The 24,557-nt window shown below is 35.6% G+C and carries 25 protein-coding genes; 9 read left to right on the top strand and 16 right to left on the bottom strand.

The annotated features are described in order from the left end of the window. The first annotated feature begins 88 nt into the window (after positions 1-88). The 4 genes from LPB89_RS13675 (at position 89) to hemN (ending at position 3,045) form a co-directional block, all read left to right on the top strand. On the top strand, positions 89-511 hold the full coding sequence (locus tag LPB89_RS13675; protein ID WP_230702327.1) for a DoxX family protein: 423 nt from the start codon (positions 89-91) through the stop codon (positions 509-511). 121 nt (positions 512-632) lie between these two features. Continuing rightward, positions 633-980, top strand: a complete 348-nt coding sequence (locus LPB89_RS13670; protein WP_230702326.1) for a hypothetical protein — start codon at positions 633-635, stop codon at positions 978-980. Positions 981-1,083: 103 nt separating this feature from the next. Continuing rightward, the gene (locus tag LPB89_RS13665; RefSeq protein ID WP_230702325.1) at positions 1,084-1,554 is read left to right on the top strand and encodes a hypothetical protein; all 471 of its coding nucleotides are present in this window, start codon (positions 1,084-1,086) and stop codon (positions 1,552-1,554) included. 126 nt (positions 1,555-1,680) lie between these two features. Further along, a complete protein-coding gene (hemN, locus tag LPB89_RS13660) occupies positions 1,681-3,045 on the top strand; it encodes an oxygen-independent coproporphyrinogen III oxidase (protein WP_230702324.1) in 1,365 nt (454 codons plus the stop codon). A gap of 11 nt (positions 3,046-3,056) precedes the next feature. On the opposite strand, the gene LPB89_RS13655 is transcribed toward hemN, so the two are convergent. From LPB89_RS13655 to LPB89_RS13620, 8 genes are all read right to left on the bottom strand, one after another. Continuing rightward, on the bottom strand, positions 3,057-3,758 hold the full coding sequence (locus tag LPB89_RS13655; protein WP_230702323.1) for a sulfite exporter TauE/SafE family protein: 702 nt from the start codon (positions 3,756-3,758) through the stop codon (positions 3,057-3,059). A gap of 5 nt (positions 3,759-3,763) precedes the next feature. Then, on the bottom strand, positions 3,764-4,213 hold the full coding sequence (locus LPB89_RS13650; protein WP_230702322.1) for a FixH family protein: 450 nt from the start codon (positions 4,211-4,213) through the stop codon (positions 3,764-3,766). A gap of 12 nt (positions 4,214-4,225) precedes the next feature. Beyond that, complete coding sequence (gene ccoG, locus LPB89_RS13645) at positions 4,226-5,644, bottom strand: cytochrome c oxidase accessory protein CcoG (RefSeq protein ID WP_230702321.1); 1,419 nt, start codon at positions 5,642-5,644, stop codon at positions 4,226-4,228. 9 nt (positions 5,645-5,653) lie between these two features. After that, positions 5,654-6,589 carry a cbb3-type cytochrome c oxidase N-terminal domain-containing protein gene (locus LPB89_RS13640; RefSeq protein WP_230702320.1) on the bottom strand — a complete coding sequence of 312 codons (936 nt, stop codon included), beginning with the start codon at positions 6,587-6,589 and terminating at the stop codon, positions 5,654-5,656. Positions 6,590-6,607: 18 nt separating this feature from the next. Further along, complete coding sequence (locus tag LPB89_RS13635; RefSeq protein WP_127337187.1) at positions 6,608-6,784, bottom strand: CcoQ/FixQ family Cbb3-type cytochrome c oxidase assembly chaperone; 177 nt, start codon at positions 6,782-6,784, stop codon at positions 6,608-6,610. 5 nt (positions 6,785-6,789) lie between these two features. Next, positions 6,790-8,979 carry a cytochrome-c oxidase, cbb3-type subunit I gene (gene ccoN, locus LPB89_RS13630; RefSeq protein WP_230702319.1) on the bottom strand — a complete coding sequence of 730 codons (2,190 nt, stop codon included), beginning with the start codon at positions 8,977-8,979 and terminating at the stop codon, positions 6,790-6,792. A gap of 2 nt (positions 8,980-8,981) precedes the next feature. Next, positions 8,982-9,173 (bottom strand): cbb3-type cytochrome oxidase assembly protein CcoS, encoded by a 192-nt coding sequence (gene ccoS / locus LPB89_RS13625; RefSeq protein ID WP_230702318.1) that lies wholly within the window; start codon positions 9,171-9,173, stop codon positions 8,982-8,984. A gap of 113 nt (positions 9,174-9,286) precedes the next feature. Further along, complete coding sequence (locus LPB89_RS13620) at positions 9,287-11,674, bottom strand: heavy metal translocating P-type ATPase metal-binding domain-containing protein (RefSeq protein WP_230702317.1); 2,388 nt, start codon at positions 11,672-11,674, stop codon at positions 9,287-9,289. A gap of 201 nt (positions 11,675-11,875) precedes the next feature. Here LPB89_RS13620 and LPB89_RS13615 point away from each other — a divergent pair, with 201 nt between their 5' ends. Further along, on the top strand, positions 11,876-12,556 hold the full coding sequence (locus LPB89_RS13615; protein WP_230702316.1) for a Crp/Fnr family transcriptional regulator: 681 nt from the start codon (positions 11,876-11,878) through the stop codon (positions 12,554-12,556). Here the strand turns inward: LPB89_RS13615 and mazG are convergent, their stop codons facing one another. The 3 genes from mazG to def form a co-directional block, all read right to left on the bottom strand. After that, positions 12,557-13,327 (bottom strand): nucleoside triphosphate pyrophosphohydrolase, encoded by a 771-nt coding sequence (mazG, locus tag LPB89_RS13610; RefSeq protein WP_127337182.1) that lies wholly within the window; start codon positions 13,325-13,327, stop codon positions 12,557-12,559. It abuts the gene before it with no gap. 102 nt (positions 13,328-13,429) lie between these two features. Then, positions 13,430-13,930: a DUF5606 domain-containing protein gene (locus LPB89_RS13605; protein WP_154340882.1), complete on the bottom strand. Its 501-nt coding sequence runs from the start codon at positions 13,928-13,930 to the stop codon at positions 13,430-13,432. Between the two features lie 61 nt (positions 13,931-13,991). After that, positions 13,992-14,582 (bottom strand): peptide deformylase, encoded by a 591-nt coding sequence (gene def, locus LPB89_RS13600; protein WP_230702315.1) that lies wholly within the window; start codon positions 14,580-14,582, stop codon positions 13,992-13,994. A 198-nt stretch (positions 14,583-14,780) separates the two neighbouring features. Here def and LPB89_RS13595 point away from each other — a divergent pair, with 198 nt between their 5' ends. Continuing rightward, positions 14,781-17,003, top strand: coding sequence for an FUSC family membrane protein (locus LPB89_RS13595; protein ID WP_230702314.1), 2,223 nt, complete (start codon positions 14,781-14,783; stop codon positions 17,001-17,003). Positions 17,004-17,043: 40 nt separating this feature from the next. Here the strand turns inward: LPB89_RS13595 and LPB89_RS13590 are convergent, their stop codons facing one another. From LPB89_RS13590 to LPB89_RS13580, 3 genes are all read right to left on the bottom strand, one after another. Beyond that, positions 17,044-18,540, bottom strand: coding sequence for a malate:quinone oxidoreductase (locus LPB89_RS13590; protein ID WP_230702313.1), 1,497 nt, complete (start codon positions 18,538-18,540; stop codon positions 17,044-17,046). A gap of 124 nt (positions 18,541-18,664) precedes the next feature. Beyond that, complete coding sequence (gene ruvX, locus LPB89_RS13585; RefSeq protein WP_230702312.1) at positions 18,665-19,081, bottom strand: Holliday junction resolvase RuvX; 417 nt, start codon at positions 19,079-19,081, stop codon at positions 18,665-18,667. Positions 19,082-19,213: 132 nt separating this feature from the next. Then, positions 19,214-19,834 (bottom strand): PAS domain-containing protein, encoded by a 621-nt coding sequence (locus tag LPB89_RS13580; protein ID WP_230702311.1) that lies wholly within the window; start codon positions 19,832-19,834, stop codon positions 19,214-19,216. A 293-nt stretch (positions 19,835-20,127) separates the two neighbouring features. Here LPB89_RS13580 and LPB89_RS13575 point away from each other — a divergent pair, with 293 nt between their 5' ends. Continuing rightward, positions 20,128-20,943 carry a 2,3,4,5-tetrahydropyridine-2,6-dicarboxylate N-succinyltransferase gene (locus LPB89_RS13575; RefSeq protein ID WP_127337175.1) on the top strand — a complete coding sequence of 272 codons (816 nt, stop codon included), beginning with the start codon at positions 20,128-20,130 and terminating at the stop codon, positions 20,941-20,943. An 86-nt stretch (positions 20,944-21,029) separates the two neighbouring features. Here LPB89_RS13575 and LPB89_RS13570 read toward each other — a convergent pair whose 3' ends face one another. After that, on the bottom strand, positions 21,030-21,776 hold the full coding sequence (locus tag LPB89_RS13570; protein ID WP_230702310.1) for a glycosyltransferase family 2 protein: 747 nt from the start codon (positions 21,774-21,776) through the stop codon (positions 21,030-21,032). A gap of 128 nt (positions 21,777-21,904) precedes the next feature. Between LPB89_RS13570 and LPB89_RS13565 the strand changes: the two genes are divergently transcribed. Next, positions 21,905-22,981: a glycosyltransferase family 9 protein gene (locus LPB89_RS13565; protein WP_230702309.1), complete on the top strand. Its 1,077-nt coding sequence runs from the start codon at positions 21,905-21,907 to the stop codon at positions 22,979-22,981. Positions 22,982-22,991: 10 nt separating this feature from the next. Continuing rightward, positions 22,992-23,771 carry a glycosyltransferase family 2 protein gene (locus LPB89_RS13560; RefSeq protein WP_230702308.1) on the top strand — a complete coding sequence of 260 codons (780 nt, stop codon included), beginning with the start codon at positions 22,992-22,994 and terminating at the stop codon, positions 23,769-23,771. Here LPB89_RS13560 and LPB89_RS13555 read toward each other — a convergent pair. After that, the gene (locus tag LPB89_RS13555; protein WP_230702307.1) at positions 23,749-24,516 is read right to left on the bottom strand and encodes a Kdo domain containing protein; all 768 of its coding nucleotides are present in this window, start codon (positions 24,514-24,516) and stop codon (positions 23,749-23,751) included. The genes LPB89_RS13560 and LPB89_RS13555 overlap by 23 nt on opposite strands. Positions 24,517-24,557: the final 41 nt, after the last annotated feature.

Below are 24,557 nucleotides of genomic sequence, written 5' to 3'. Positions count from 1 at the left end.
AAAGTAAAAAACTTATTTTCAGGCACTTAAAAATGGATATATGATTAAAAATTAGTAACTTAGTATACAATTTTAATCACGTAGTATCATGGAAAATGTAAAAAGCTTAAATAAATGGGCTAATGCGCACACTTATTTACCAGTTGATTTAGTACGTATTGTATTGGGTGTTTTTTTATTTATGAAAGGAATTTCATTTGTAACCAACGTTCAGTATCTGCATGATTTAATTTCTCCCATAGACCAATTTGGAGGCGGAATGTTCCTTTTACATTACATTGCACCAGCCCATATGATTGGAGGAATTATGATCTTCTTCGGATTACTTACCCGCTGGGCGATTGCAGCACAGCTACCGATATTATTTGGAGCTGTTTTGGTTAACTCTCTGGGACATATGCACTCTGAAAGTTTAATTTTAGCAGTAATTGTATTATTGGTTTGTATTTTCTTTTTATTTTACGGAGGGGGAAAACACTCTGCTGATTATTATTTCAGAATGCAACAATAACATTGTTTTATCCTCAATTGTACCAAAAAACGATTGAGGATAAGATAATAACGCATCACTTCAGTGTTAATTAATACTGTAAAATTTCTTTAATTGTGTTTTATGAGTTAATTTCGCCAATATGAATTGGATTCGTAAAACCGTCATCTTTGTTTCACTTTTGATTATAGCTTTCTTCGCTTCCCAAGCGAATGATATTGCCGTAGAAAAAAACGAAAGTCAAAAAACGGATACTACCTTTTCTGTTGAAACACCCGATTCGTTAGCTTTTATACAGCCTCATGCAAGTTACCATTTTGCTGCACATATCAAAACCAACTACACAGGTGTAGCGAAATGGTTTGATGCGATATTGATCACCATTTCAGGTCATCAGGCTGTTAAATCAGTAACAAATTTTTCCAATCAGTATTTAAATCAGAGCAAAAAAGTATTACTCCTGCTCTTTCCCTTCCATTATTTTTGGTAATTATTTCTTGAAATCTTAATCGGAAGAATCCTTTCTTCTCAAGTCGTTAAACTGTTTTCAAAACGAAAACCGTTTATTATTTCATTCAATTAATAAAACAAAAATGGATACAAGTGTAACTATAATTGGTATTGTGATTGCGATCATAGTAGCCATCCCAATATATTTTTCTGCACGGACAAGTGCTGTCAACAAGGCAAAAATTCTAGATATAAAAAAAAGATTCAATCCAAATCATCCACAGGATTTTGATTTAACAGAATCTCAAAGTAATAAAACACTTACCATAGATCAGAAAAACAGAAAATTCATTCTTATGAATTTCAATCCCAATCAACAGGAATCAATATATGTTGATTTGAAGACGGTTTCATCCTGTAAGCTGGTTTTAACTTCTGACTCAAATTCAGATACTATCCTGAAAATTGATTTTGAATTTCAGGAAAGAGAAAACTCAAAGAAAATCGTAATTCCTTTTTATGATTTCGACGACGACCGTATCAAACAAATAAGTGCCTATCAAGATCATTTATTTGCAAAAAAATGGCTTAAAATCATTCAGGATTCTATTTAATGTTAGTTATTTAATTCACCGGAGAGACCCAATTATGGGTCTCTTTTTTTATACTGCTTATATGACAATTATCATTTTATCTGTTAACCTCAACAACTAATTTTGACAGATTCAAAATCCACTTTTATGAAAATTTCCCTCACTCAAAAATACAACGTTCCTGGCCCAAGATATACCAGTTATCCAACAGTTCCGTATTGGGATGAAAACGGTTTTACAGAACAAAAGTGGATAGAGTCCTTTCAAAAATCATTTTCAGAAAGCAATTCTGAAAACGGAATCAGCCTATACATCCATTTGCCATTTTGCGAAAGCATGTGTACGTTTTGCGGCTGCAATAAACGAATTACGAAAAATCATGCTGTTGAGGAAACGTATATAAAAGCACTTTTAAAAGAATGGAGTTTATATTGCAGATTACTTCCGGAAAAGCCATTTATAAAAGAAATACATTTAGGCGGAGGTACTCCTACGTTTTTTTCTTCAAATAATTTAGAACATCTTATCAATGGCATTTTTTGCTTTGCCAATAAAGCGGCGCATTATGAATTTAGTTTTGAAGGCCATCCTAATAATACGACGTACGAACAACTTAAAAAATTATATGAACTCGGTTTCCGTCGTGTAAGTTTTGGTGTTCAGGATTATGCCGAAAAAGTTCAGAAAGCGATTCATAGAATACAGCCTTTTCACAATGTGGCGAAAGTAACTTTTTGGGCAAAAGAAATAGGCTACACTTCTATAGGACACGATCTGATCTTTGGTTTGCCTTTTCAGAATATCGAAAATATAGTGGATACCGTGGAGAAAACAAATTCCCTAAAACCGGATCGACTGGCTTTTTACAGCTATGCTCATGTACCCTGGATAAAGGGAAACGGACAGCGTGGTTTTAATGACGAAAACCTTCCAAAAGATGCCGAAAAGCGAAAACTGTATGAAATCGGAAAACAATTGCTTGCGAAAAACGGCTATCACGAAATTGGAATGGATCATTTTGCCTTAACTTCTGATAATTTATACAAAGCATCCCAAAATAATAAACTGCATAGAAATTTTATGGGCTACAGTGCTTCCAAAACTCAGCTTATGATTGGATTAGGAGTTTCTTCTATTAGTGACAGCTGGTACAGCTTTGCGCAAAACACTAAAAATATCGAAGATTATTATCAATTACTGGAATGGGATAAATTACCAGTTGTGAAAGGTCATATCCTTACTAATGAAGATCTGATTATTAGAAAACATATCTTAAATCTAACCTGTGAATTTGAAACCTCCTGGAATGAAGAAAGTCTTCGTTTTAATGATCTTTCTGATGTTTTATTCAATTTGAAAGAATTGGAAAAGGATAATTTAATTTGCATTGAAGAAAATAAAATCACAATCACGGAAGCCGGAAAACCTTTTGTCCGTAATATTTGTATGGCATTTGATTTACATTTAAAAAGAAAATCACCGGAAACTAATTTGTTTTCGATGACTATCTAAATAAAACTATTTTAATGGCAATTTGGAGTCTGCTGCACAAATAAACTCATATTTGAAGGAGATATATAAGGAATGCCCAGCCCTAGCCCCCTTAATATAAACAGCACTCCAATGACTACTGCTACATAAGGAATTACTTTTTGAATTCTATTTCGAAAAGATACTGTCAGTATCGAATTAACGTATAATACAATTGTCATTAACGGTACGGTTCCAATTCCAAAGAGAAGCATATACAAAACTCCTAAGCCGGCACTTTGCATTGCTATAGCTCCAAATAAAGCGACATAAACCATTCCGCAAGGGAGAAATCCGTTTAATAAGCCAATTATAAAAAGTGATTTGTAACTCCTGTTTTTAAAATGAGCTCCCAAACCTGATTTTATTTTCGAAATGACTTTGTATACCGGTTTTGAAAAATTGTATTTTGAGAATATCTTTTCCGGAATCAAAACTACGAGTATCATGGCCAAACCAATAAAGATGGACAGTTTTTGTTGTAATCCTGCCAGAAAAAAAACTCTCCCCAACAATCCGAAAATTAACCCGATAGTTGAATAAGCCGTTAATCTTCCCAAATGATAGGTTACAATTTGAGTTACTTTCTTTGCCTCATTCTGGCGATCAACAGGCAGCATTATAGCAATGGGACCGCACATTCCAATGCAGTGAAAACTACTAATTAATCCGAATATAAAAGCGGAATACAACATTTTTATTAATTTACATAAATTACTTCCTTAGACAAATATTTTATTCCATTGTACTGCCATTCCATACTCACATCCCAGCGTCCTTTAATTAATTTTGTCTGAGGAATTAACAAAGAATTCCCTGTCAGGACAATTGAAATATTAAAATCAAACTTTTTATTTGATGGGCGATATAGCAATACGTTACCTTTTATTTTTTCGCTTGCCAATGTATTGGGAAATGTAATTTTAAGGCCTTCAGCTGTATAAACCATAGAAGGTTTTTCCATTAAATCGTGTGCATTTTGAATTCGTGCCATTTCATCCTGAAAATGCGAATCATGTTTGTAGTATTCTTCGACAACCAGATCGTTATCATATTTACTATTCGATTGCACTTCAAAAACAAAGTACAGAATAAAGGTCATAAATAATCCAAAAGCAATTACTATTCCTGTTCCCCAGTTGATTTTCATGGTATTTTTATTTTAATTAAAACTTCTTGGTCCGAGAAAATTTGTTGTGGATGTTTCCAGCAATTGTTTCCCGTTATAAATTCCAATTTTCAGTTTGGTCTTGTCACTTTCTAAAAGAGCCTGATCAATTTCTATAAAAAGAGTTCCCTGCGAAATTCCTTCTTTTAATACTTTAAAATGCTGATTACCTACATTTTTAATATCCCCTTTCTGTTCAATTAATTCAAAATGGATATCGTGGTAGTCTTTCATTGTTTTATTCACAATCTTATACGTATACACATTGCTGATTTTCTCTCCTTTGTGTTGGAAAAGTTGTCCTGGTAAACGTAAAATAATGGCCTGAACATCTGTTCTTAAAAACAACATCCCAACAAAAACACTTAACAAAATTAGCAAGACTGCGGTATAGCCTTTCATTCTGGCAGTAAATTTAAAAGGCTCTTTTTTCTCGATTTCATCTTCAGAAGCATATCGGATAAGGCCTTTAGGTAAACCTACATTTTCCATGATCGCATCGCATTCATCAATACAAGCGGTACAATTGGTACATTCTAACTGTGTTCCGTTTCTAATGTCAATTCCCATCGGACAAACATGAACACACTGATGACAATCTATGCAATCTCCTTTTCCTGTTGAAGCCCTGTCTTCTTTTTTATTGAATTTTGCCCTCCCTTCTTTTTTTTCACCCCGAACAAAATCATAGGCTACATTTATTGACTTACTGTCTAAAAGTACGCCTTGCAATCGGCCATAAGGGCAAGCAATAATACAAACCTGCTCCCGAAACCATACAAAAACAAAATAGAAAACCGCTGTAAAAATAAGCAGTGCAGTAAAATTACTCGCCTGTACCACCGGCCCCTGTTCCATCATTAGGAACAATGTATCACTTCCGACCAGATAAGCCAGAAAAACATTGGCAATTCCAAAAGAAATTAAAAAAAACACAAACCATTTTAATACTCTTTTTCGAATTTTTTCGGCATCCCATTTTTGCCTGGACAGACGTAATTGTGCGCCACGATCTCCCTCAATCCAATATTCAATTCTTCGAAAAACCATTTCCAAAAAGATAGTTTGGGGACAAATCCATCCGCAAAAAATTCTTCCAAAAACAACTGTAAATAAGATGACAAAAACCACTCCCACCAGCATCGATATCACAAAAAGATAAAAGTCCTGTGGCCAAAATGGGAACCCGAAAATATTAAACCGACGTTCCAGAACGTTGAACATCATAAACTGATTACCATTTACTTTTATAAATGGGTTAGCAATTAAAATGGCAAGCAATACATAGCTAAGCCATTTCCTGTATTCATAAAACTTACCAGACGGTTTTTTTGGAAAAATAAATTTTCGCTTCCCACCTTCATCAATCGTTCCAATGGTATCTCTAAAAGCTTCGTCTGGTAAATTTGACATGATTTTATATTATTTAACTTGGGTACTATCGACCTTTTTATTTGCTGCAGCATTATTTTTAGAAGCACTTTGATCCACCCAGATTTCACCCTGCGGTTCTTTTGGGTCCTTCGGATTACTTCCCTGCAAAGACAAAATATAACTTGCTACTTTTTGAATTTCTTTAGGTTTTAAAGTTCCTTTCCAGGATATCATTCCTTTTCCATCACGTCCCCCATTGGTTATGGTATGAAATAAATTCTTAATTCCACCTCCTAATATCCAGCGATCATCAGTCAGGTTTGGTCCGATTTGCCCACCTGCATCGGCACGGTGACAAGCGGCGCAATTGGTAGTAAAAATTTCTTTTCCTGCGTCTAAACTAGGTGCATCGGTCAATAAAACGACTGTTTTTTCATCCATTAAATCAGGTGCAGTCTTTAGATATTCTTCTACATCCATTTTTGCCTGAGCCATTTCTTTTTTGAGTTCCATTTCCTGATCATCTCCTCCGAAAATCTCATAACGCGCCACGTAAACCACTCCGAAAACAATGCAGATATAGAATAAATAGACCCACCATGGTGGCAAATTGTTGTCTAATTCTTTAATTCCATCATAATCATGATCCATTAGCAAATCGCCTTCTCTTTCAATTGGCTGTGTCTTCGTCAGTTTTTGCATCAGGTTTTTATACCAGTCGCTTTCCTTAAAAGGCAAACTATTTTCATACGCTGCTTTTGCCTTTTCTTCTGGCGTCATCAATTGGTACATCACGCGATTAACGGCACTTAAGGTAATTTCAATAGCTATCAGAATAAACAGGAATACAAATAAAAAGACCGAAACCATTGGATATTTTATAAATGCAGCCCTGTCACCGGAGTCTATAAAATACTCTAACAAAGCAAAGACGATAAAGAAAATTACAGGGACTCTTACATATACCGGGAAAAATTTTTTCATTTTATTTATCTTTTGAATTTAAACTAATCCTTCATCTAAAGGAATTTCACTCATTTCCTGTATCTTTTCTTTTTTATAAGAGAACACCCAAAAGGCTAAGCCTACAAAAAAGAAAAAGAATATCAGTAGCGAGAGAATCGGGTAAATTTCTATACCCTTGATATTCTCCATATTGTGTTTTATCTGCTCGAACATAGCCCTTATTTTTTAACGGTTTCTTTTACTTTAATGTCCGTACCTAGTCTTTGGATATAAGCAATTAGTGCCACAATCTCCCTTTCATTCATAGGGATAAATTTTTCTCCCTTTGCAGCCGCTTTTTTCTTACTATCCTCATAACTTTTTACAAAATCAGGGTCATTTTCTAAGTTTTTCTCTATCACTAATGCCTGAGTTCTTAAGAGCTGCTGTGCATTTGCTACTTCACTATCTGTATAAGGAACCCCAAGCGAAACCATTGCTTTCATTTTTCTTTGAGTCAATGAAATATCCATTGGTTTATTATCAAACAACCATTTGTAACCCGGCATGATTGAACCTGCTGAAATACTTTGCGGATTCCAGAAGTGATTAAAGTGCCAGTTATCGTTGTACTTTCCTCCAACTCTTAACAAATCAGGACCGGTACGTTTTGATCCCCAAAGGAAAGGATGATCGTAAACAAATTCACCTGCTTTGGATTGTGGGCCATAACGTTCTACTTCACTTCTAAACGGACGAACGGATTGTGAGTGACAACCAACACAGCCTTCACGAATGTATAAATCACGGCCTTCGAGTTCTAACGGTGTATAAGGTTTTACACTTGAAATGGTCGGAATATTTGATTTGACCATAATTGTGGGTACAATCTGAATTATTCCTCCAATTAAAATAGCAACTGTAGCTAAAATGGTTAACTGAATTGGTCTTCTTTCTAACCAGGAATGGAATTTTTCTCCGTTAAGTCTGTTAGTACTGATTCGTTGTAAAGCCGGAGCCTGAGCTAGTTCATCTTCTACCGGTTCACCGGCTCTTACTGTCATTATGATGTTATAAACTAGTGCAAACATTCCAACCAGATACAAAGTACCACCAATAGCTCTCATCCAGTACATTGGCATAATCTGAGTTACTGTTTCAAGGAAATTTCCATAAGTTAAAGTACCATCCGGATTAAACTGTTTCCACATGGATGCCTGAAGAAAGCCAGCCACATACATTGGTAAAGTGTACAGTATAATTCCTAAAGTTCCAATCCAGAAATGAAAGTTGGCTAATTTATTGGAGAATAATTTGCTTTTGGTCATTCTCGGAACTAACCAGTAAATAATACCAAATGACATAAATCCGTTCCAGGCTAAAGCCCCTACGTGTACGTGAGCAATAATCCAATCGGTATAATGAGCGATAGCATTTACATTTTTCAAAGAAAGCATTGGCCCTTCAAAAGTGGCCATTCCGTATCCGGTAATTGCTACTACAAAGAATTTTAAAACCGGCTCTTCACGAACTTTATCCCATGCACCTCTTAAGGTTAAAAGACCATTAATCATACCTCCCCAAGATGGAGCAATAAGCATTACAGAAAATGCTACTCCTAAATTCTGCGCCCAATTTGGTAAAGCAGAGTATAATAAGTGGTGCGGTCCTGCCCAGATATAAATAAAGATCAGGGACCAGAAATGAATAATCGATAAACGATACGAATAAACAGGCCTGTTGGCTACCTTGGGAACAAAATAATACATCAGTCCCAAAAATGGCGTGGTAAGGAAAAAAGCAACAGCATTATGCCCGTACCACCATTGCACCAGGGCATCCTGAACTCCGGCATAAACAGAGTAACTTTTTAAAGCTGAAACCGGAAGCTCAATATTATTAAAAATGTGCAAAACGGCAACGGTAACAAATGTAGCCAGATAAAACCAGATCGCCACATACAAATGACGCTCACGGCGACGCAACATAGTACCGATCATGTTAATACCCATTACCACCCAGATAAGTGCGATAGCAATATCAATTGGCCACTCCAGTTCTGCGTATTCTTTTGAAGAAGTATACCCTAAAGGCAACGTAATGGCAGCAGCAACAATAATAAGCTGCCATCCCCAAAAATGGAGATTACTTAAAAAATCACTAAACATTCTGGCTTTTAGCAGACGCTGAAGTGAATAATACATTCCTGCAAAAAAGGCATTCCCGACAAAGGCAAAAATCACAGCATTGGTATGCAAAGGTCTCAAACGACCATAACTTAACCACGATATCCCGTCGATCATGTTTGGAAAAAGATACATAACTGCTAACGTTAGCCCGACCAACATTCCGACGACTCCAAAAAGGATCGTAGCGTAAATGAATTTTTTTACAATTTTGTTGTCATAATAAAACTGTTCCATTTCCATAATTAGATTTGTTTTTCTTCGTTTATTGATTTATTTATTTTTGGAATAATTTTGGTTTCGTCGTCAAAAAGCATTCTGACCGAAGGTGTATAATCATCATCGTATTGTCCGGATTTGACAGCGATAATAAAGGCAATAAAGAATCCTATTGCAACGAAAATACTTACTGTAATTAATAGATAAATGACACTCATAACTCAAAATTTATGTTAACAAAATTATCAGCTTACCGGCAGATAAAATATGATAATTGTCATGACAAATGATAAATGTTAATTACAGCAAACAATTATTTTTTTTGTTTTTATTACTTTAAATCCCTATTGCTAAAATAGTTAGACATCACCGTGACAAAACTCACAATAGTGATTGTGCTTAACGGCATGATGATAGCGGCTACTAAAGGAAGCAGATTGCCTGTCACAGCAAAAGACAGACCGACTATATTATAAAGCAGGGACAAAGCAAAACTCATTTTGATGATCAGGATTGATTTATGCGAAAGGCTTAAAAAATAATTTAAGCGCGAAAACCCGGTTGCATCTAAAATTGCATCACAGGCCGGGGAGAAAACATTGACATTTTCAGAGATAGAAATCCCGACATTACTTTGTGCCAAAGCTCCTGCATCATTCAGACCATCCCCAACCATCATTACATTCTGTCCTTTTTCCTGCAGGCCTCTTATAAACTCCAGTTTTTGTTCGGGTTTCTGGTTGAAAATTAGTTCTGTATTTTCGGGAAGTATCGCTTCAAGATTAGCTCTTTCCCCGTCATTATCACCTGAAAGCACTTTTATCTGATACTTTTTGCTTAAAGACAGAAACAGTTTTTCGAGGCCATCTCTATATTGATTCTGAAAAATGAACCTTCCGTAATAAACACCATCTATCTGAATATGCAATGAAGTTTTTTCAGTTTCCGGTGTATTAAAAACTGGTATATCAACAAATTCTGAAGAGCCAATACGTATTATCTTATGGTGAACAGAACCCTGGATTCCTTTTCCTGTTATTTCCTGATAATCATCTATTTTTATTTTTTCAGTTTCAGGCAAAAAGTCATACAGCATCCTGCTTAACGGATGATTTGATGCGCGAAGGATATTTTTTACAAGGATATTATTTTCATTAGAAATTACACTCCCTTCATAATGAATATTGGCTTTTTTATTGGTGGTAATTGTTCCCGTTTTATCAAAAACTATCGTATCTACTTTTGCCAGTTGTTCGATAACCAAAGCATTTTTAAGATATAATTTCTGTTTTCCTAAAATCCTCAGAATATTTCCAAAAGTAAAAGGTGCTGTTAAGGCCAATGCGCACGGGCATGCTACAATAAGTACAGCCGTGAAAACATTAAAAGCGGTATTGGCATCCAAAAATATCCAATATCCAAAACCGGCAAATGCGATTAATAATAATATCGGAGTAAAATAACGGCTAATAGCATCTGTAATCGTTTTATGTTTCTGCTGTACATTCTTTTGAAAAATCTCATTACTCCATAATTGTGTCAGATAACTTTGGGAAACAGAATGCAAAACTTCCATTTCGATCACTTTGCCTATTTGTTTTCCTCCGGCAAATACTTTGTCTCCTGATTTTTTGGTAATCGGAACGGCTTCTCCTGTCACAAAACTGTAATCGATTTCAGCTTTTTCGCTCATTAAAATACCATCGACCGGAATTAATTCCTGATTTCGGATGATTAACCTGTCTCCTTTTATGATATCGTACACCGGGACACTTTCTTCGGATGTATTTGAATTAATGCGGGTAACAGCGATAGGGAAATACGATTTAAAATCCCTTTCAAAACTTAAAAAACTATAGGTTTTAATCTGAAACATTTTGCCCAGCAGCATAAAGAAGACAAGGCCTGTAAGACTATCAAAGAAGCCGGGGCCATAATCCATTATGATATCAAAAACACTTCGGATAAACATGACAATAATCCCTAAAGCGATCGGAATATCAATATTTAGCATTCTGGCCTTTATACTTTTATAAGCTGAAACGTAATATCCGCTTGCCGAATATAAAAAACTCGGCAGCGATAAAAGCAGAATCAAAGCCCTGAAAAAGGGTTTGTAATTATCGAGCCAAAATTCCTTTATTTCAAAATATTCAGGAAAAGACAACAGCATGATATTTCCAAAACAGAAAAATGCAACTCCTAATTTGTATGTTAGCGTCCGGTTTACATTATTTTTTCCTGTCTCATAATTTTCTAAGCTAATATAGGGCTCATACCCTATTGAACTTAACATATAAACAATTGTTCTAAGGGAAACAAGCTTAGAGTCAAAGGTAATCCTGACAGTCTTTTCCGGAAAATTAACCTGTGAAATATTTATTCCCGGTTGAATTTTATTAAGGTTTTCCAAAATCCAAATACAAGAGCTGCAGTGGATGTACGGGATACTTAGAGAAACAATGGCGGTATTTCCTTCCTGAAATTCCAGTACTTTAGATAGTATCGTTTCATTTTCCAGAAAGTCATATTTACCCTGAATATCCTGCGGAGTAGCACCGGGCGATTTTTCGAAATCATAATAGGAGGTTAAATCATGAAGGCTGAAAATTTCGTAAACCGTTTTGCAACCAGTACAGCAAAACTTTTTTTCATCAAAATTGACTTCTTCATTTTTGGTCATAACTAACCCGCAATGAAAACAACCTTGCTCGCTCATAATTTGTTTTTTTACTTATGCAAAGGTTATAAATTGCCAAATGTTTTTAATATGACATTTATCATGCTTCCTTAAATTATAATTTTAAGTTTCATAGAAAAAAAGAGAAAATAACATTAATAAATTATTTCCCGCATTTTCTGCAATAATTGAGTCTAAGAAGACGAATAATAGTTAATTTTGCAGTAAATACTTTTTGCCATGAATAAATGTGATCAATGTATCGTAAGACAGCTTACCTCTCTGAAAGCTTTGAATAAGGAGGAAGTTATTAAATTGGCTAACAGCAAAACAACCTACAGCATAAAAAAAGGGGAGGCTATTTTTGAGGAGGGTGAAATCACGAATGGTGTTTTTTGTGTCAAAGACGGTATTGGAAAACTTTCAAAATTAAGTGCCAACGGAAAAGACCAGATTGTAAAACTTGTTAAATCGGGAGAGCTTTTAGGTCAGCGCTCCATGATTAGTAATGAACCTGCGAACTTATCTGCAAAAGCTGTCGCCGACATGGAAGTTTGCTTTATTCCAAAAGCAGAAATTATTCATTTTTTCAACAATAACAATCAGTTCTCAATGAACCTGATGCAAACGGTTTGTGAAGATTTGAAAGAATCTGAGAACGATAAGATTGCATTGGCCCAAAAGACCGTAAAACAAAGGCTGGCCGAAACCTTATTATATCTTCATGCCACTTTTGGCGAGAATCCCGACAAAACCCTGAAAGTTCAGCTTACGAGAGAAGAACTGGCCGGAATAATTGGTACTGCAACCGAAAGCTGTATCCGATTATTATCAGATTTCAATAAGCTCGAACTCATTGAATTGACAGGCAAAAAAATTGTACTTAAAAATGAAAAGGCCTTAAAGAAACTGGCAGAATAATCAGAGTTTTTTTGCTTCGTTCCAAAATACATCCATTTCTGCTAAAGTCATATCCATCAGGGGTTTTCCCAGTTCACCCGCTTTACTTTCCAGGTATTGAAAACGTTTGATAAATTTTTTATTGGTACGCTCCAAAGCATCTTCCGGGTTTACGTTTAAAAATCGGGCATAATTAATCATAGAGAACAATACATCTCCAAATTCAGCTTCAATCTTATCCTGATCACCTGCTTTTACTTCTTCCTGCAACTCTTCTAATTCTTCCTGTACCTTATCCCAAACCTGATGTGGCTCTTCCCAGTCAAAACCTACACCTTTTACTTTATCCTGAATTCTGCTCGCTTTTACCAAAGCCGGTAAACTTCTCGGAACTCCTTCCAGCACCGATTTTTTTCCTTCTTTAAGTTTCAGTTTTTCCCAGTTTTGCTTTACTTCTTCTTCATCTTTTACCACCGTGTCACTATAAATATGAGGATGACGGTGAATTAGTTTTTCGCAAATTTCATTACAGACGTCAGCAATATCAAAATCGTTGGTTTCGCTGCCTATTTTAGCATAAAAAACGATATGCAGTAATAAATCGCCAAGTTCTTTTTTAACTTCATTTAAATCATTGTCCAGAATGGCATCTCCTAATTCATAGGTTTCCTCAATTGTAAGGTGTCTCAGCGTTTGCAAAGTCTGTTTTTTATCCCACGGGCATTGCTCACGGAGTTCATCCATAATAATTAATAATCTTTCGAAAGCCTGAAGTTGAAGTTCTTTACTCATTTTTGAAATGTTTTTTGGTTGTATGACCGAATGTTGTAAAAGTAAAAAATCCTGCCAAGAAAACATCTTAACAGGATTATTATATTTTGAATGTAAAGTGTACTATTCTTCTTTTTTAGTAGCTGCTTTTTTTGCAGGAGCTTTTTTAGCGGCAGGAGCTTTTTTTGGCTTTTCTTCTGCAACAGGAGCTTCTTCTTTTTCTTCAGCCGGAGCCGGAGCAAGATCCGTCACTAATCCTTTTGCCTGAAGTGTATTGTACCAGTTTAATACTTTTTTAATATCAGACGGATAAACTCTCTCTTCATCATAATCAGGCAAAACTTCTTTAAAATAAGCAGCAAGAGTTGCATTATCTTCTTTATGGGAAATCGCCTGACCTTTGTTTTCCTTAGCGGCAATGCGCTGCATTACTTCAGTCAGTGGTTTTTCACCATCTTGGGTATAAATTGAAATTTCAGACAATAAACTTACATTACTTTTTAAGCTTACAGTGATTTTTTTTCCATCTGTTAATGATTCAGCTACAAATCCTGTACGAGTCTGTACTTTTAAAGCATATAAACCTGGTTTCCCGGAAACAGCTAATATTTTTTCTAAATTCATGTTTATTATAATTTGTATTAAGAATTTCGTTTATTTTTTATGGCTTATTTTATCAAAAATATTATCTCCCTTTTTTAGCCGCGGCAAATTTCATTTTGTAATCCTGAAATGTTTTGCCTTCGGTAATATTTTTTAATTTCTTCTGAATCAAACGCTTTTTTAAGGAAGATATTTTATCCGTAAACAAAACGCCTTCTATATGATCGTATTCGTGCTGAATAACTCTTGCTATCAAACCATCAAACACTTCTGTTTTCATTACGAAGTCTTCTTCACAATATTCAATTGTAACGGTTGGTTTTCTGTAAACATCTTCTCTAACATCAGGAATACTCAGACAGCCTTCGTTAAAACTCCACTCTTCACCTTCTTCTTTAACAATTTTGGCATTGATAAAAGTTTTTTTGAAACCTTTCAGTTTATTTTGTTCTTCTTCTGATAAATCTTCATCATCACTAAAAGGATTAGTATCGATTACGAACAAACGAATTGCCATCCCTACCTGTGGCGCAGCAAGACCAACACCATACGCATTGTACATGGTATCATACATGTTTGCTAATATCTCTTTTAAGTTTGGATAATCCGGCGTAATTGCCTCACCCACTTTTCTTAAAACTGGATCACCGTATCCTACAATTGGTAAAATCATTTGTATTATTTTATGTATTATCTACTGAAAACACTGAATTTTATTCTCATAATTCAGCTGGCAAAAATAGTAAAAAATAGTCAATGAATAATTCTAAACAACATATAAATATCAATTTTGCATGCTTATTAAAAACTCAGCTATAATTGTGCCAAAATAATTCGTACAATTCTTACCTTTGCTGGTAAACCTTATTATATGTTTGATCGTGTCGCTAAATTTACTAATAGTACCTCTTTTTTTAATGCCTCAAAAGTAACGATTGCTTCAGTTGTTCCTGTTATAATTTTAAACTTTCTGGGACATTTTGAAATTGGATTTACGATTGCTTTAGGTGCTTTCTATACGTATCCGAGTGATATTCCGAGCACTTTAGTGCATAAAATCAAAGGTCTTGTTGTGGCATCACTGATTGTTTCGGGAGTTAATTTACTGGTGAATCTTGCTTATCCTTTTCCATTCTTGTTTTATCCGTTTTTAGGATTACTGCTGTTTTTATGCTGTATGATTTCTGTTTATGGGCAGCGCGCCACTTTAGTATCATTTTCTGCTTTGCTTTCTATTTCATTATCTTTTGGTCATTTACATGAAGGCTGGGATGCTGTTGAATATTCCGGTTTTATCTTTGTTGGCGGTATTTTATATCTGATTGTATCACTTGTGTTCCATTTTGTACAACCTTATAAATATGTTGAATTACAAATTGCGGAAGGCATAAAATTAACAGCCAAATATTTAAAATTAAGAGGCGATTTATGGAGCCCCGAGGCCAATCGCGAAAAGATAACGGAAAAACAACTGGCCCTTCAGGTAGAGTTAAACCTAATCAATGAGGACCTGAGAAAGGTTTTAATTGGCAACCAGAATACTTCTGCCGCCACAAGCCAGAATCGAAAAATGCTGCTTGTCTTTATTACTTTGATTGAAATTCAGGAACTGGCGTTATATACGTCGTTTGACCATAACAGACTACTTGAGAAATTTGACAAACATCCCGAAGTTTTGAGAACCTATCAGAATGTTGCCTATAAACTGGCTTCGACCTTAAAAAAACTTTCTAAAAACGTCAATCATATTGCTGCTTATGTAGACAAAAATGACCTGAAAAATGAAATAGATGCTCTTGAATTTGCCATTTTTGACTATGAAAAAAAATTAGGAAAAGAGGAAGCCGGGGAAGGTGTACTGATGTTGACGAATATGCTGAAGTATGCTAAAAACCAGGTCGGGAAAATTAAGATTATCCAAAGGGCTTTTTCGCTTGCCATGCAATCTTATAAACTAAAGGACAAGGATAAAGAGCTGGAAAAATTTCTGACCCCACAATATTATCCGTTCCGCACCCTTATTGAGAATATGAGTTTTTCTTCTTCTATTTTCAGGCATTCCCTTCGATTGACGATTACGATTCTGATTGGTTTTTTTATTGGAAAATTTCTTCCTTTCCAGAATGTATACTGCATTTTACTAACCATCGTTGTCATCATGCGACCGGGATACGGACTGACAAAAGAACGCTCTTATAACAGAATTTTCGGAACTGTCTTAGGCGGTTTGCTTGCATTCGGAATTGTATCACTGGTTCAGAACCATGTCGCCCTGAGTATCTTTTCTATTGTCTGCATGCTGCTTGGTATCTCTTTTACACAGATTAATTATAAAATAAGTGCCACGTTCGTCACAATGTATGTGGTTTTTATTTACGGAATCCTGACTCCGAATGTAGTAGAAGTAATTCAGTTCAGAATACTGGATTCGCTGACGGGAGCTATTCTTGCCTTTATTGCCAATCAGTTTTTATGGCCTGCCTGGGAATTCATAAATACTCCTATACATATTGAAAATTCGATTCGGGCCAACAGAAATTATCTGAAGGAAATTGCCGATTTCTATAATAAAAAAGGAGAGACACCAACTTCTTACCGTTTATCGAGAAAGAATGCCTTTGTGGAAATTGGCAATCTCATGACTTCTTTTCAGCGTATGATGCAGGAACCGAAATCAAAACAGAAAACCCTTCCCCTTGTCAATAAACTGGTTGTTCTGAATCATTCACTGCTTTCCGCCCTGGCTTCCTTGTCAACTTATATTCAGTCGCATCAGACAACTTCTGCGTCGGAATCATTCAATTATATTATAAAAACGATCTTATTGAATTTAGACCATTCGATTTCAGTTTTAAAAAACGAAACGATTTTAACCGATACTTTTTTTGATAAGGAAGATGTAACCTTGCAGTTTGAAGAGCTGAAACGTATTAATTTCACTCGTCTGGCAACAGATGACGAACTCGATAAAGAAACCCGTCAGGCGAAGATGCAGGAAGCCCAGATGGTTATTGAACAACTGATCTGGATGAGTAACCTGGCAGAAAAAATATTGAAAATCACGAAAGAACTAAAAGCAACAAATCCAGATTAATTCATCTGGATTTGTTTATTTCATTTATTAAGATCTGAATCTAATTAGTAAGTTTTAAAACTTCAGCAGTATGTTTTCTGGTTGCTGCTAACAGCTCCGGATTGTCGTTAAGGGTTTTTCCGTAAGAAGGAACCATATTTTTCATTTTCGCTTCCCATTCCGGTGTTTTCATTTGATTTGTAAAACATCTGCTCACTAAATCTATCATAATGGAAACTGCTGTTGAGGCTCCCGGGGAAGCTCCTAACAAAACCGCTAAAGTTCCGTCATGGGTATTGATTACTTCCGTTCCAAATTCTAAAACCCCACCTTCTTTTTCATCTTTTTTGATCACCTGAACACGTTGTCCGGCTCTTTCCAGTTTCCAGTCTTTGGAACGTGCTGTTGGCAAATATTCACGAAGTGCTGTCATTCTGTCTTTTGGGGACTGACGCACCTGCTCAATTAAATATTTCGTCAGCGGTATATTATGGAATCCCGCTGATAACATCGGAATTAAATTATTTGCTTTTATGGATAATGGCAAATCAAGGTAGGATCCGTTTTTCAGGAAACGTGTCGAAAATCCTGCGAAAGGTCCGAAAAGAAGTGCTTTTTCGCCATCAATTACGCGTGTATCTATGTGAGGAACAGACATTGGAGGTGCTCCTACACTCGCTTTCCCGTATACTTTTGCCTGATGCTTTGCAATTACTTCGGGATTGGTACATTTTAACCATTGCCCGCTTACTGGGAAACCGCCGTAACCATTTCCTTCGGGAACATTTGCTTTTTCCAGCAATGGCAATGAACCACCTCCTGCTCCGATAAAGACGAATTTGGTATAGGCTTTTCTTTTTTGGCCTGTAGACAAATCGGTAATTTTAATTCTCCATGATTTATCTTCGCGCTGATTTAATTTTTTAACCTCGTGATTAAAATATAAAGACACCCCATCCAGTTTTTCCAGATAATTAAACATGCTTCTGGTCAGTGCACCAAAATTTACATCGGTACCGATGGGCATGTGTGTGGCGGCTAATTTTTCATTGTTTTCCCTGCCTTCCATTACAAGCGGCATCCATTGTTTTAATTGTTCAAAATCTGTACTGAAAGACATTTGAGCAAAAATCGGATTGCTTTGTAAAGCTTCAAAACGCGTTTTTAGGTATTCTACGTTTTTATCTCCCCAGACAAAACTCATATGGGGAACGCTTTTAATGAAATTTTCCGGAGACGGAACTTTATTTTGCTGCACTAAGTACGACCAAAACTGACGGGAAACTTCAAATGATTCTGCTATACTGATTGCTTTTTTAGGATCAATACTTCCATCAGCCTTTTCGGGAGTATAATTTAACTCACAAAAGGCCGAGTGTCCCGTTCCTGCATTGTTCCAGGCATCAGAGCTTTCGGCTGCTGCAACATCTAATCTTTCGTAAATTTCAATTTTAATATCGGGTTGTAACTCCTTCAAAATTAATCCGAGAGTTGCACTCATAATTCCAGCTCCAATAAGCACTACTTCACTATTGGAACGTATTGTATTGTCAGGCATAACAGTAATTTGTTTTTAAAGTGCAAAGGTACTTTTTTCAAACGCAAAAAAAAACTAATTTTTACATGATAAAAGTTAGAAAATTATAATTTTTTCCTAAAAAGTAAAATTAACGGAATTATACTTAAAACCGTTTCGAAGAAAGATAGTCCTGGAGCATAATGGTAGCCGAAATTTCATCAATCAGGCCTTTATTCTGGCGCTGTTTTTTACTTAATCCACTATCTATCATCGTCTGAAACGCCATTTTTGAAGTAAATCGTTCATCGACGCGAACGACTTTCATCTCCGGAAAAATATTCGAAAAATGGGTCACAAAACCTTTGACTATCGAGGCACTTTCGGACGGAAGCCCGTTCATTTGCTTAGGTTCGCCAATTAATACGGCTTCGACTTTTTCTTTTGAAAAATAGTCTTTCAGAAAGTCTATTAAAGTGTTTGTCGGAACCGTTGTCAACCCTGAAGCTATAATCTGCATTTCGTCGGTAACGGCAATTCCGGTACGTTTTTGTCCGTAATCTATAGATAGGATTCTTGGCATTTTGTAATTTTTATCAAAGATAGAAAGGAAAATGCACAAACGTGAAAAGAAATATTTCATTTTGCAAAAAAAATCCGCTTTGATTTCTCAAAACGGATTTCCCCAATATTTAAAACCTAAAAAAAAGCGGGATTATCTACCAAATAAACGACCAAAAAAACCTCTCTCGTCTTCCTCTTCCACTTCTTCGTGATGAGCAGATTTTGATTGTGTTTTTTCATGTTCCAAGATCAATTCTTTGATATATTCAATATAAGTTCTTTTCTTTTCTTCTAAGAAACCAATCAGGTATTTTTCACTAAATTCTACTCCGCTTGCGGCTTCAATCTGCAATAATTTTTTATACAAAGGCTCAATGTGCAGTGCGACAACCTCCTGAGGAACTGCCTGTCTTCTTCCGAAATAATTTACGATGACACCATTTTCATCTTTGGCAATTTCAAAATCCGTAATTACCCAATAATATCTTCCTGATTTCGCCAGGTTTTTTACAATGGCATGAAAGTTTTTACCTGCCTTCAGATTTTCCCAAAGCACCTTAAAAATTACTTTTGGCATATCGGGATGCCTGATAATATTATGGGGCTGTCCCATAAGCTCGTAGTCTTCGTATCCGCAAACATCTATAAAGACCTCGTTTGCATATTCAATAATACCAAAGGCATTTGTTTTACTCATAATAACCTGGGTTTTATCCCACGAGACTTCCTTATCAATAATGGTTCGACCCTGAAGCTGATTTTCCTGATTCATATCTTAGCAGATTAATTTGTTTATTTTGGACTGGTACTTGGTATTTGATAATTCCGATTGTAATACTTTCGAATTATGGCGCAAAACTAATGAGAAGTAAAAACTCAAAATCTGACTTTTATCATATTTCGTCAGCTAAAAAACATCTATCATATGTCGGATTGACTGGCATTGCTATCAACAAAATTTTATTTATCAAATTAAAAACAAAATGTTATGCCTGTAACATTTTCAAAGGGTTTAACTTTTTGGCTTTTGGCCAAATACGCTATCTTTGCAAAAAATTAAAACTTATGAATTCTTTACAGACGATCATTGAACAAGCTTGGGAAAACAGAGCTTTATTACAGGAAACTACTACCACTGATGCTATCAGAGAAGTTATAGAATTATTAGACGCAGGAAAATTACGTGTTGCTGAGCCGGTTGGCGAGGGATGGCAGGTAAACGAATGGGTAAAAAAAGCAGTTGTCATGTATTTCCCAATTCAAAAAATGGAAACGTTGGAATCCGGTATTTTCGAATATCATGATAAAATGTTACTAAAAAGAGGTTACGCTGAAAAAGGAATTCGTGTAGTACCTAATGCTGTGGCACGTTACGGGGCTTACATTTCAAGCGGTGTTATTTTAATGCCAAGTTATGTAAACATCGGAGCTTATGTTGATGAAGGAACGATGGTAGATACCTGGGCTACTGTAGGTAGTTGTGCGCAAATTGGTAAAAATGTTCACTTAAGTGGTGGTGTTGGTATTGGCGGGGTTTTAGAGCCATTACAGGCTGCTCCGGTAATTATTGAAGACGGTGCTTTTGTGGGTTCCCGTTGTATTGTTGTTGAGGGTGTTCACGTTGGTAAGGAAGCAGTTCTTGGAGCCAATGTATGTCTTACTGCCTCTACTAAAATTATAGATGTTACGGGTGACGAACCTGTTGAAATGAAAGGTTATGTTCCTGCACGTTCTGTGGTAATTCCGGGAAGTTATACTAAGAAATTTGCTGCCGGAGAATTTCAGGTTCCTTGTGCACTGATCATTGGTACACGTAAACCTTCTACAGATTTAAAAACTTCACTGAATAATGCGCTTCGTGAATACGATGTAGCGGTCTAGGTTTAAAAAATTCCAATAAAAAAAATTCCAAATTCCAATCAGTATCAATTGGGATTTGGAATTTTTTATTTGAAATTTATTTACTTTTATTGTTTTTTCTGAAGCTTTAACAGCTTCGCATATTTCATATACGAAAAAAAGCTCTGAATCATTGCAATGGACAATCCATCGATACCATTGAATATTCCTTTCTTAAAAAAGTAGCAGCGAATAAAAGCTACTGTACCATTCAGAACGGGTTTGAAAGCATTAATCCTTTTTCCCTGATCAAACAATTGTTGTGCATGCCAGCCTGAATATTGATTTTTCTTCGCAATAATCTGATCTAAGGAATCCCAGCCGTAATGTAGGATATGTACCGCTACTTTTTTCTCGTTTTGCGTTATGATTTTCTGGTGCACTATAGAATCTGAAGGTCTTGCTGTTTGCTTGTTAAAAAAACGAACTTTATGGTCCGGATACCAGCCCGAAAAATCGATAAGTTTATTTCCTAAAAAATTTTTAACCCTGAAGCTGAAAGCATCGTAATTGCCTTCTAAATATTTTTGTTTCAGTATAAATTCCTCGGCATCTTTATCCAGAAATTCATCTGCATCAAGATTCAGGATCCAGTCGTTTTTACAATAAGGCAAACCGTGCGTACGCTGTGGACCGTCTCCTAAAAAAGACTGTTCTACTACTATAGCCCCTTTTTTCCTGGCAATCTCAACCGTGCGGTCTTTACTGAACGAATCTACGATAATGACTTCATCGCAAACTTTTTGCAAAGCATCAATACATTTACCAATGTTTTTCTCTTCATTAAAAGTAATAACCAAACCGCTAATCTTCATTGTAAAATTTAATTTATGAGCTACAAAAATATAACTTTTTTAATTTAGTTTGGCCTTATTGTCGTGATACGGTTGCACACTTTATAAAATAGTTTGTAATTTAGCCTGCAAATTGAATCTTAAATTAAATGAGAATATTAGTCATTCAGCAAAAAAGAATTGGGGATGTGTTAACCAGTACTATAATCTGTAACAACCTTAAAACAAAGTTTCCGGAAGCCGCAATTGATTATATGTGCTATCCAAATTCTGTTGATGTACTAAAAGAAAACCCAAATATTGACACTATCATTCCATTGACGAATAAGGTAAGAAAATCTATTCCTTCCTTATTTAAATTTATTTTCCAGATCCGTAGAAAAAAATACGATGCTGTCATTGATGTGTACTCTAAATTAGAGACGAACCTCATTACCTTGTTTTCAGGGGCAAAATATAAGGTTTCGTATCGTAAATGGTATACCAAAATATTCTATAATTATACGTACGAACGTTTTGATGCTATCGAATCTGAACACGGACTGGCCATTGAAAACAGGTTATTGCTTCTTAAACCTTTTATTTCTGAAAAAATCACAGATGTAAAACCAAAGATTTTCCTGAAAGACTCCGAAATTGAAGAAGCCAAAAACCTCCTGAAAAAGTACCACATCGATACGGAAGAGAATCCACTGATTATGTTTGGGATTTTAGGAAGCGAAGTGTACAAAACCTATCCTCTGGAAGGAATGGCAAAAATAATCGATTTTACAGTGGCGAAAACCAATGCTAAAATTATCTTTAATTATATCCCGGATCAGAAAGAACTGGCTCTTGAAGTATATAATTATTGCAGTGAAGCGACCAAAAAACATATCATTTTTGATTTATACTGTACAGAATTACGTCCTTTTCTGGCGTTACTTTCACAATGTGACATGCTGATCGGAAATGAAGGCGGTGCCGTAAATATGGCGAAAGCCCTTGACATTCCTACCTTCTCTATTTTCACGCCTTCGGTACGAAAAGAAACCTGGCAATTGTTTGAAAATGAAGCCAAACACTCTTCTATTCACCTGAAGGATTTAAAACCGGAAATATACGAGCAGCACACCGAGCAATATATCAAGGAGCATACTTTTGAGTATTATGCTGAATATCCTTTAGAGCTTATGCTTGAAAAACTGGAGACTTATTTTCAGGAATATAAAAATGAAGAACAGTAAAAATCATTAGATGAATACTACTTCTGAAAAGCAAAAGTTATCCGTTTTGATCATTACTCTTAACGAAGAATTGCATATAAAATCACTATTGGAGGATATCGATTTTGCTGACGAAATAATTGTAGTGGATTCTTATAGTACTGATCAGACCGTACCTGTAATTGAGTCTTTTAAAAACGTCCGTTTAATTCAGCACCAATTCATTAATTATACTTCGCAGCGCAATTTTGCACTGGATCAGGCCAGCAATGAATGGATATTGTTTATTGACGCCGATGAGCGTTTAACACCTGAACTGAAAACTGAAATTATTGCTACCATCAATACTAAAAGTCCGGACAGTGCTTATTTAATCTATCGTACTTTTATGTTCAAAAACAGGAAACTGCGCTTTAGCGGCTGGCAAACAGATAAAATTTTCAGGCTTTTTAATAAAACCAAATGCCGGTATACCGAGGACCGCATGGTTCATGAAAAGCTGATTGTAGAGGGGCCGATTTCTGTTTTAAAAAACAAACTGATTCATTTTTCTTATTCGAATTACGGGGATTACAAAAACAAAATGTATCTGTACGGTATTTTAAAGGCCAGTGAAAAACTAAAAAAAGGACAGCAATCATCGCGTTTACTGATGATTTTCCATCCTGTTTATACTTTTTTGTATCAGTTTCTAATTCGTCTTGGATTTTTAGACGGTGTGAAAGGCATTACCATCTGCTATTTAAACGCTTACAGTATTTTTATACGCTATAAGGAATTGCAAAAACTCACTGCTTCTTCCAGAATTTAAGTTTCTTTTTCAGGCGTTTTTTTCTGTAGAATTGTTCCTGAAAATCAGCGGTATACTTCCATAACGTATCAAATGTCTTTTGCTCGGATTCTCCGTACAATCTGGCGTATTCGTTACTCATTACCGCCACCATTTCTTTTACGGGAGTCAGACGGCAGAGATTTTTCATTCGCATTTCAAAGCTCATGGTTTCATGAAATTCCATTCTGTTTAAGTCAACCAGAAAAAAATCATAGGTGTCTTCTGTAATCTTTTTAATTAAGGTATTTCCGGGGGAATGATCGAGGAACTCAATTCCTTTTTCGTGAAGGCCAAAACTAAATCGGGTAAATTGCCTTAATATATTTTCATGATCGGGGTAATCCGGAATTTCAACCAGTTCCCGATATGTTAACTCTGTTACTAAATGTTCACTCACATAATAACTGTCCCTAAGCCCCAGCCAGTTAAAATTTTCCAGAAATGCAATGGGCTGCGGGGTTCCGATCCCTTTTTCAAGTAAAATCGTAGCATATTCAAAAGAGCGTCTTGCCTTTGATTTTCTAAAGTATTTATACGCTACCTTATTGATTACATTTGGAATTTTAAACGACTTTATATTGATCGTTTTATGATTGAATTCAAATAGTTTTATAATATTACGTTGTCCATTACCAAAGATCGTTCCTGAGGTATTAAATGCTTTAATAATAGCAAGTATCGATGCAGTTTCGTCAGCAAAAATCGGATTTATTTTAAAATTCATTGGGTCTGGTTATAAACGAACAAAAGTACGTATACAATTTA

This window comes from Flavobacterium sp. ENC (assembly GCF_020991415.1).
GTDB lineage: Bacteria > Bacteroidota > Bacteroidia > Flavobacteriales > Flavobacteriaceae > Flavobacterium.
The sequence above is the reverse complement of the archived record's forward strand: the minus strand, read 5'-3'. Positions and strand labels throughout refer to the sequence as shown.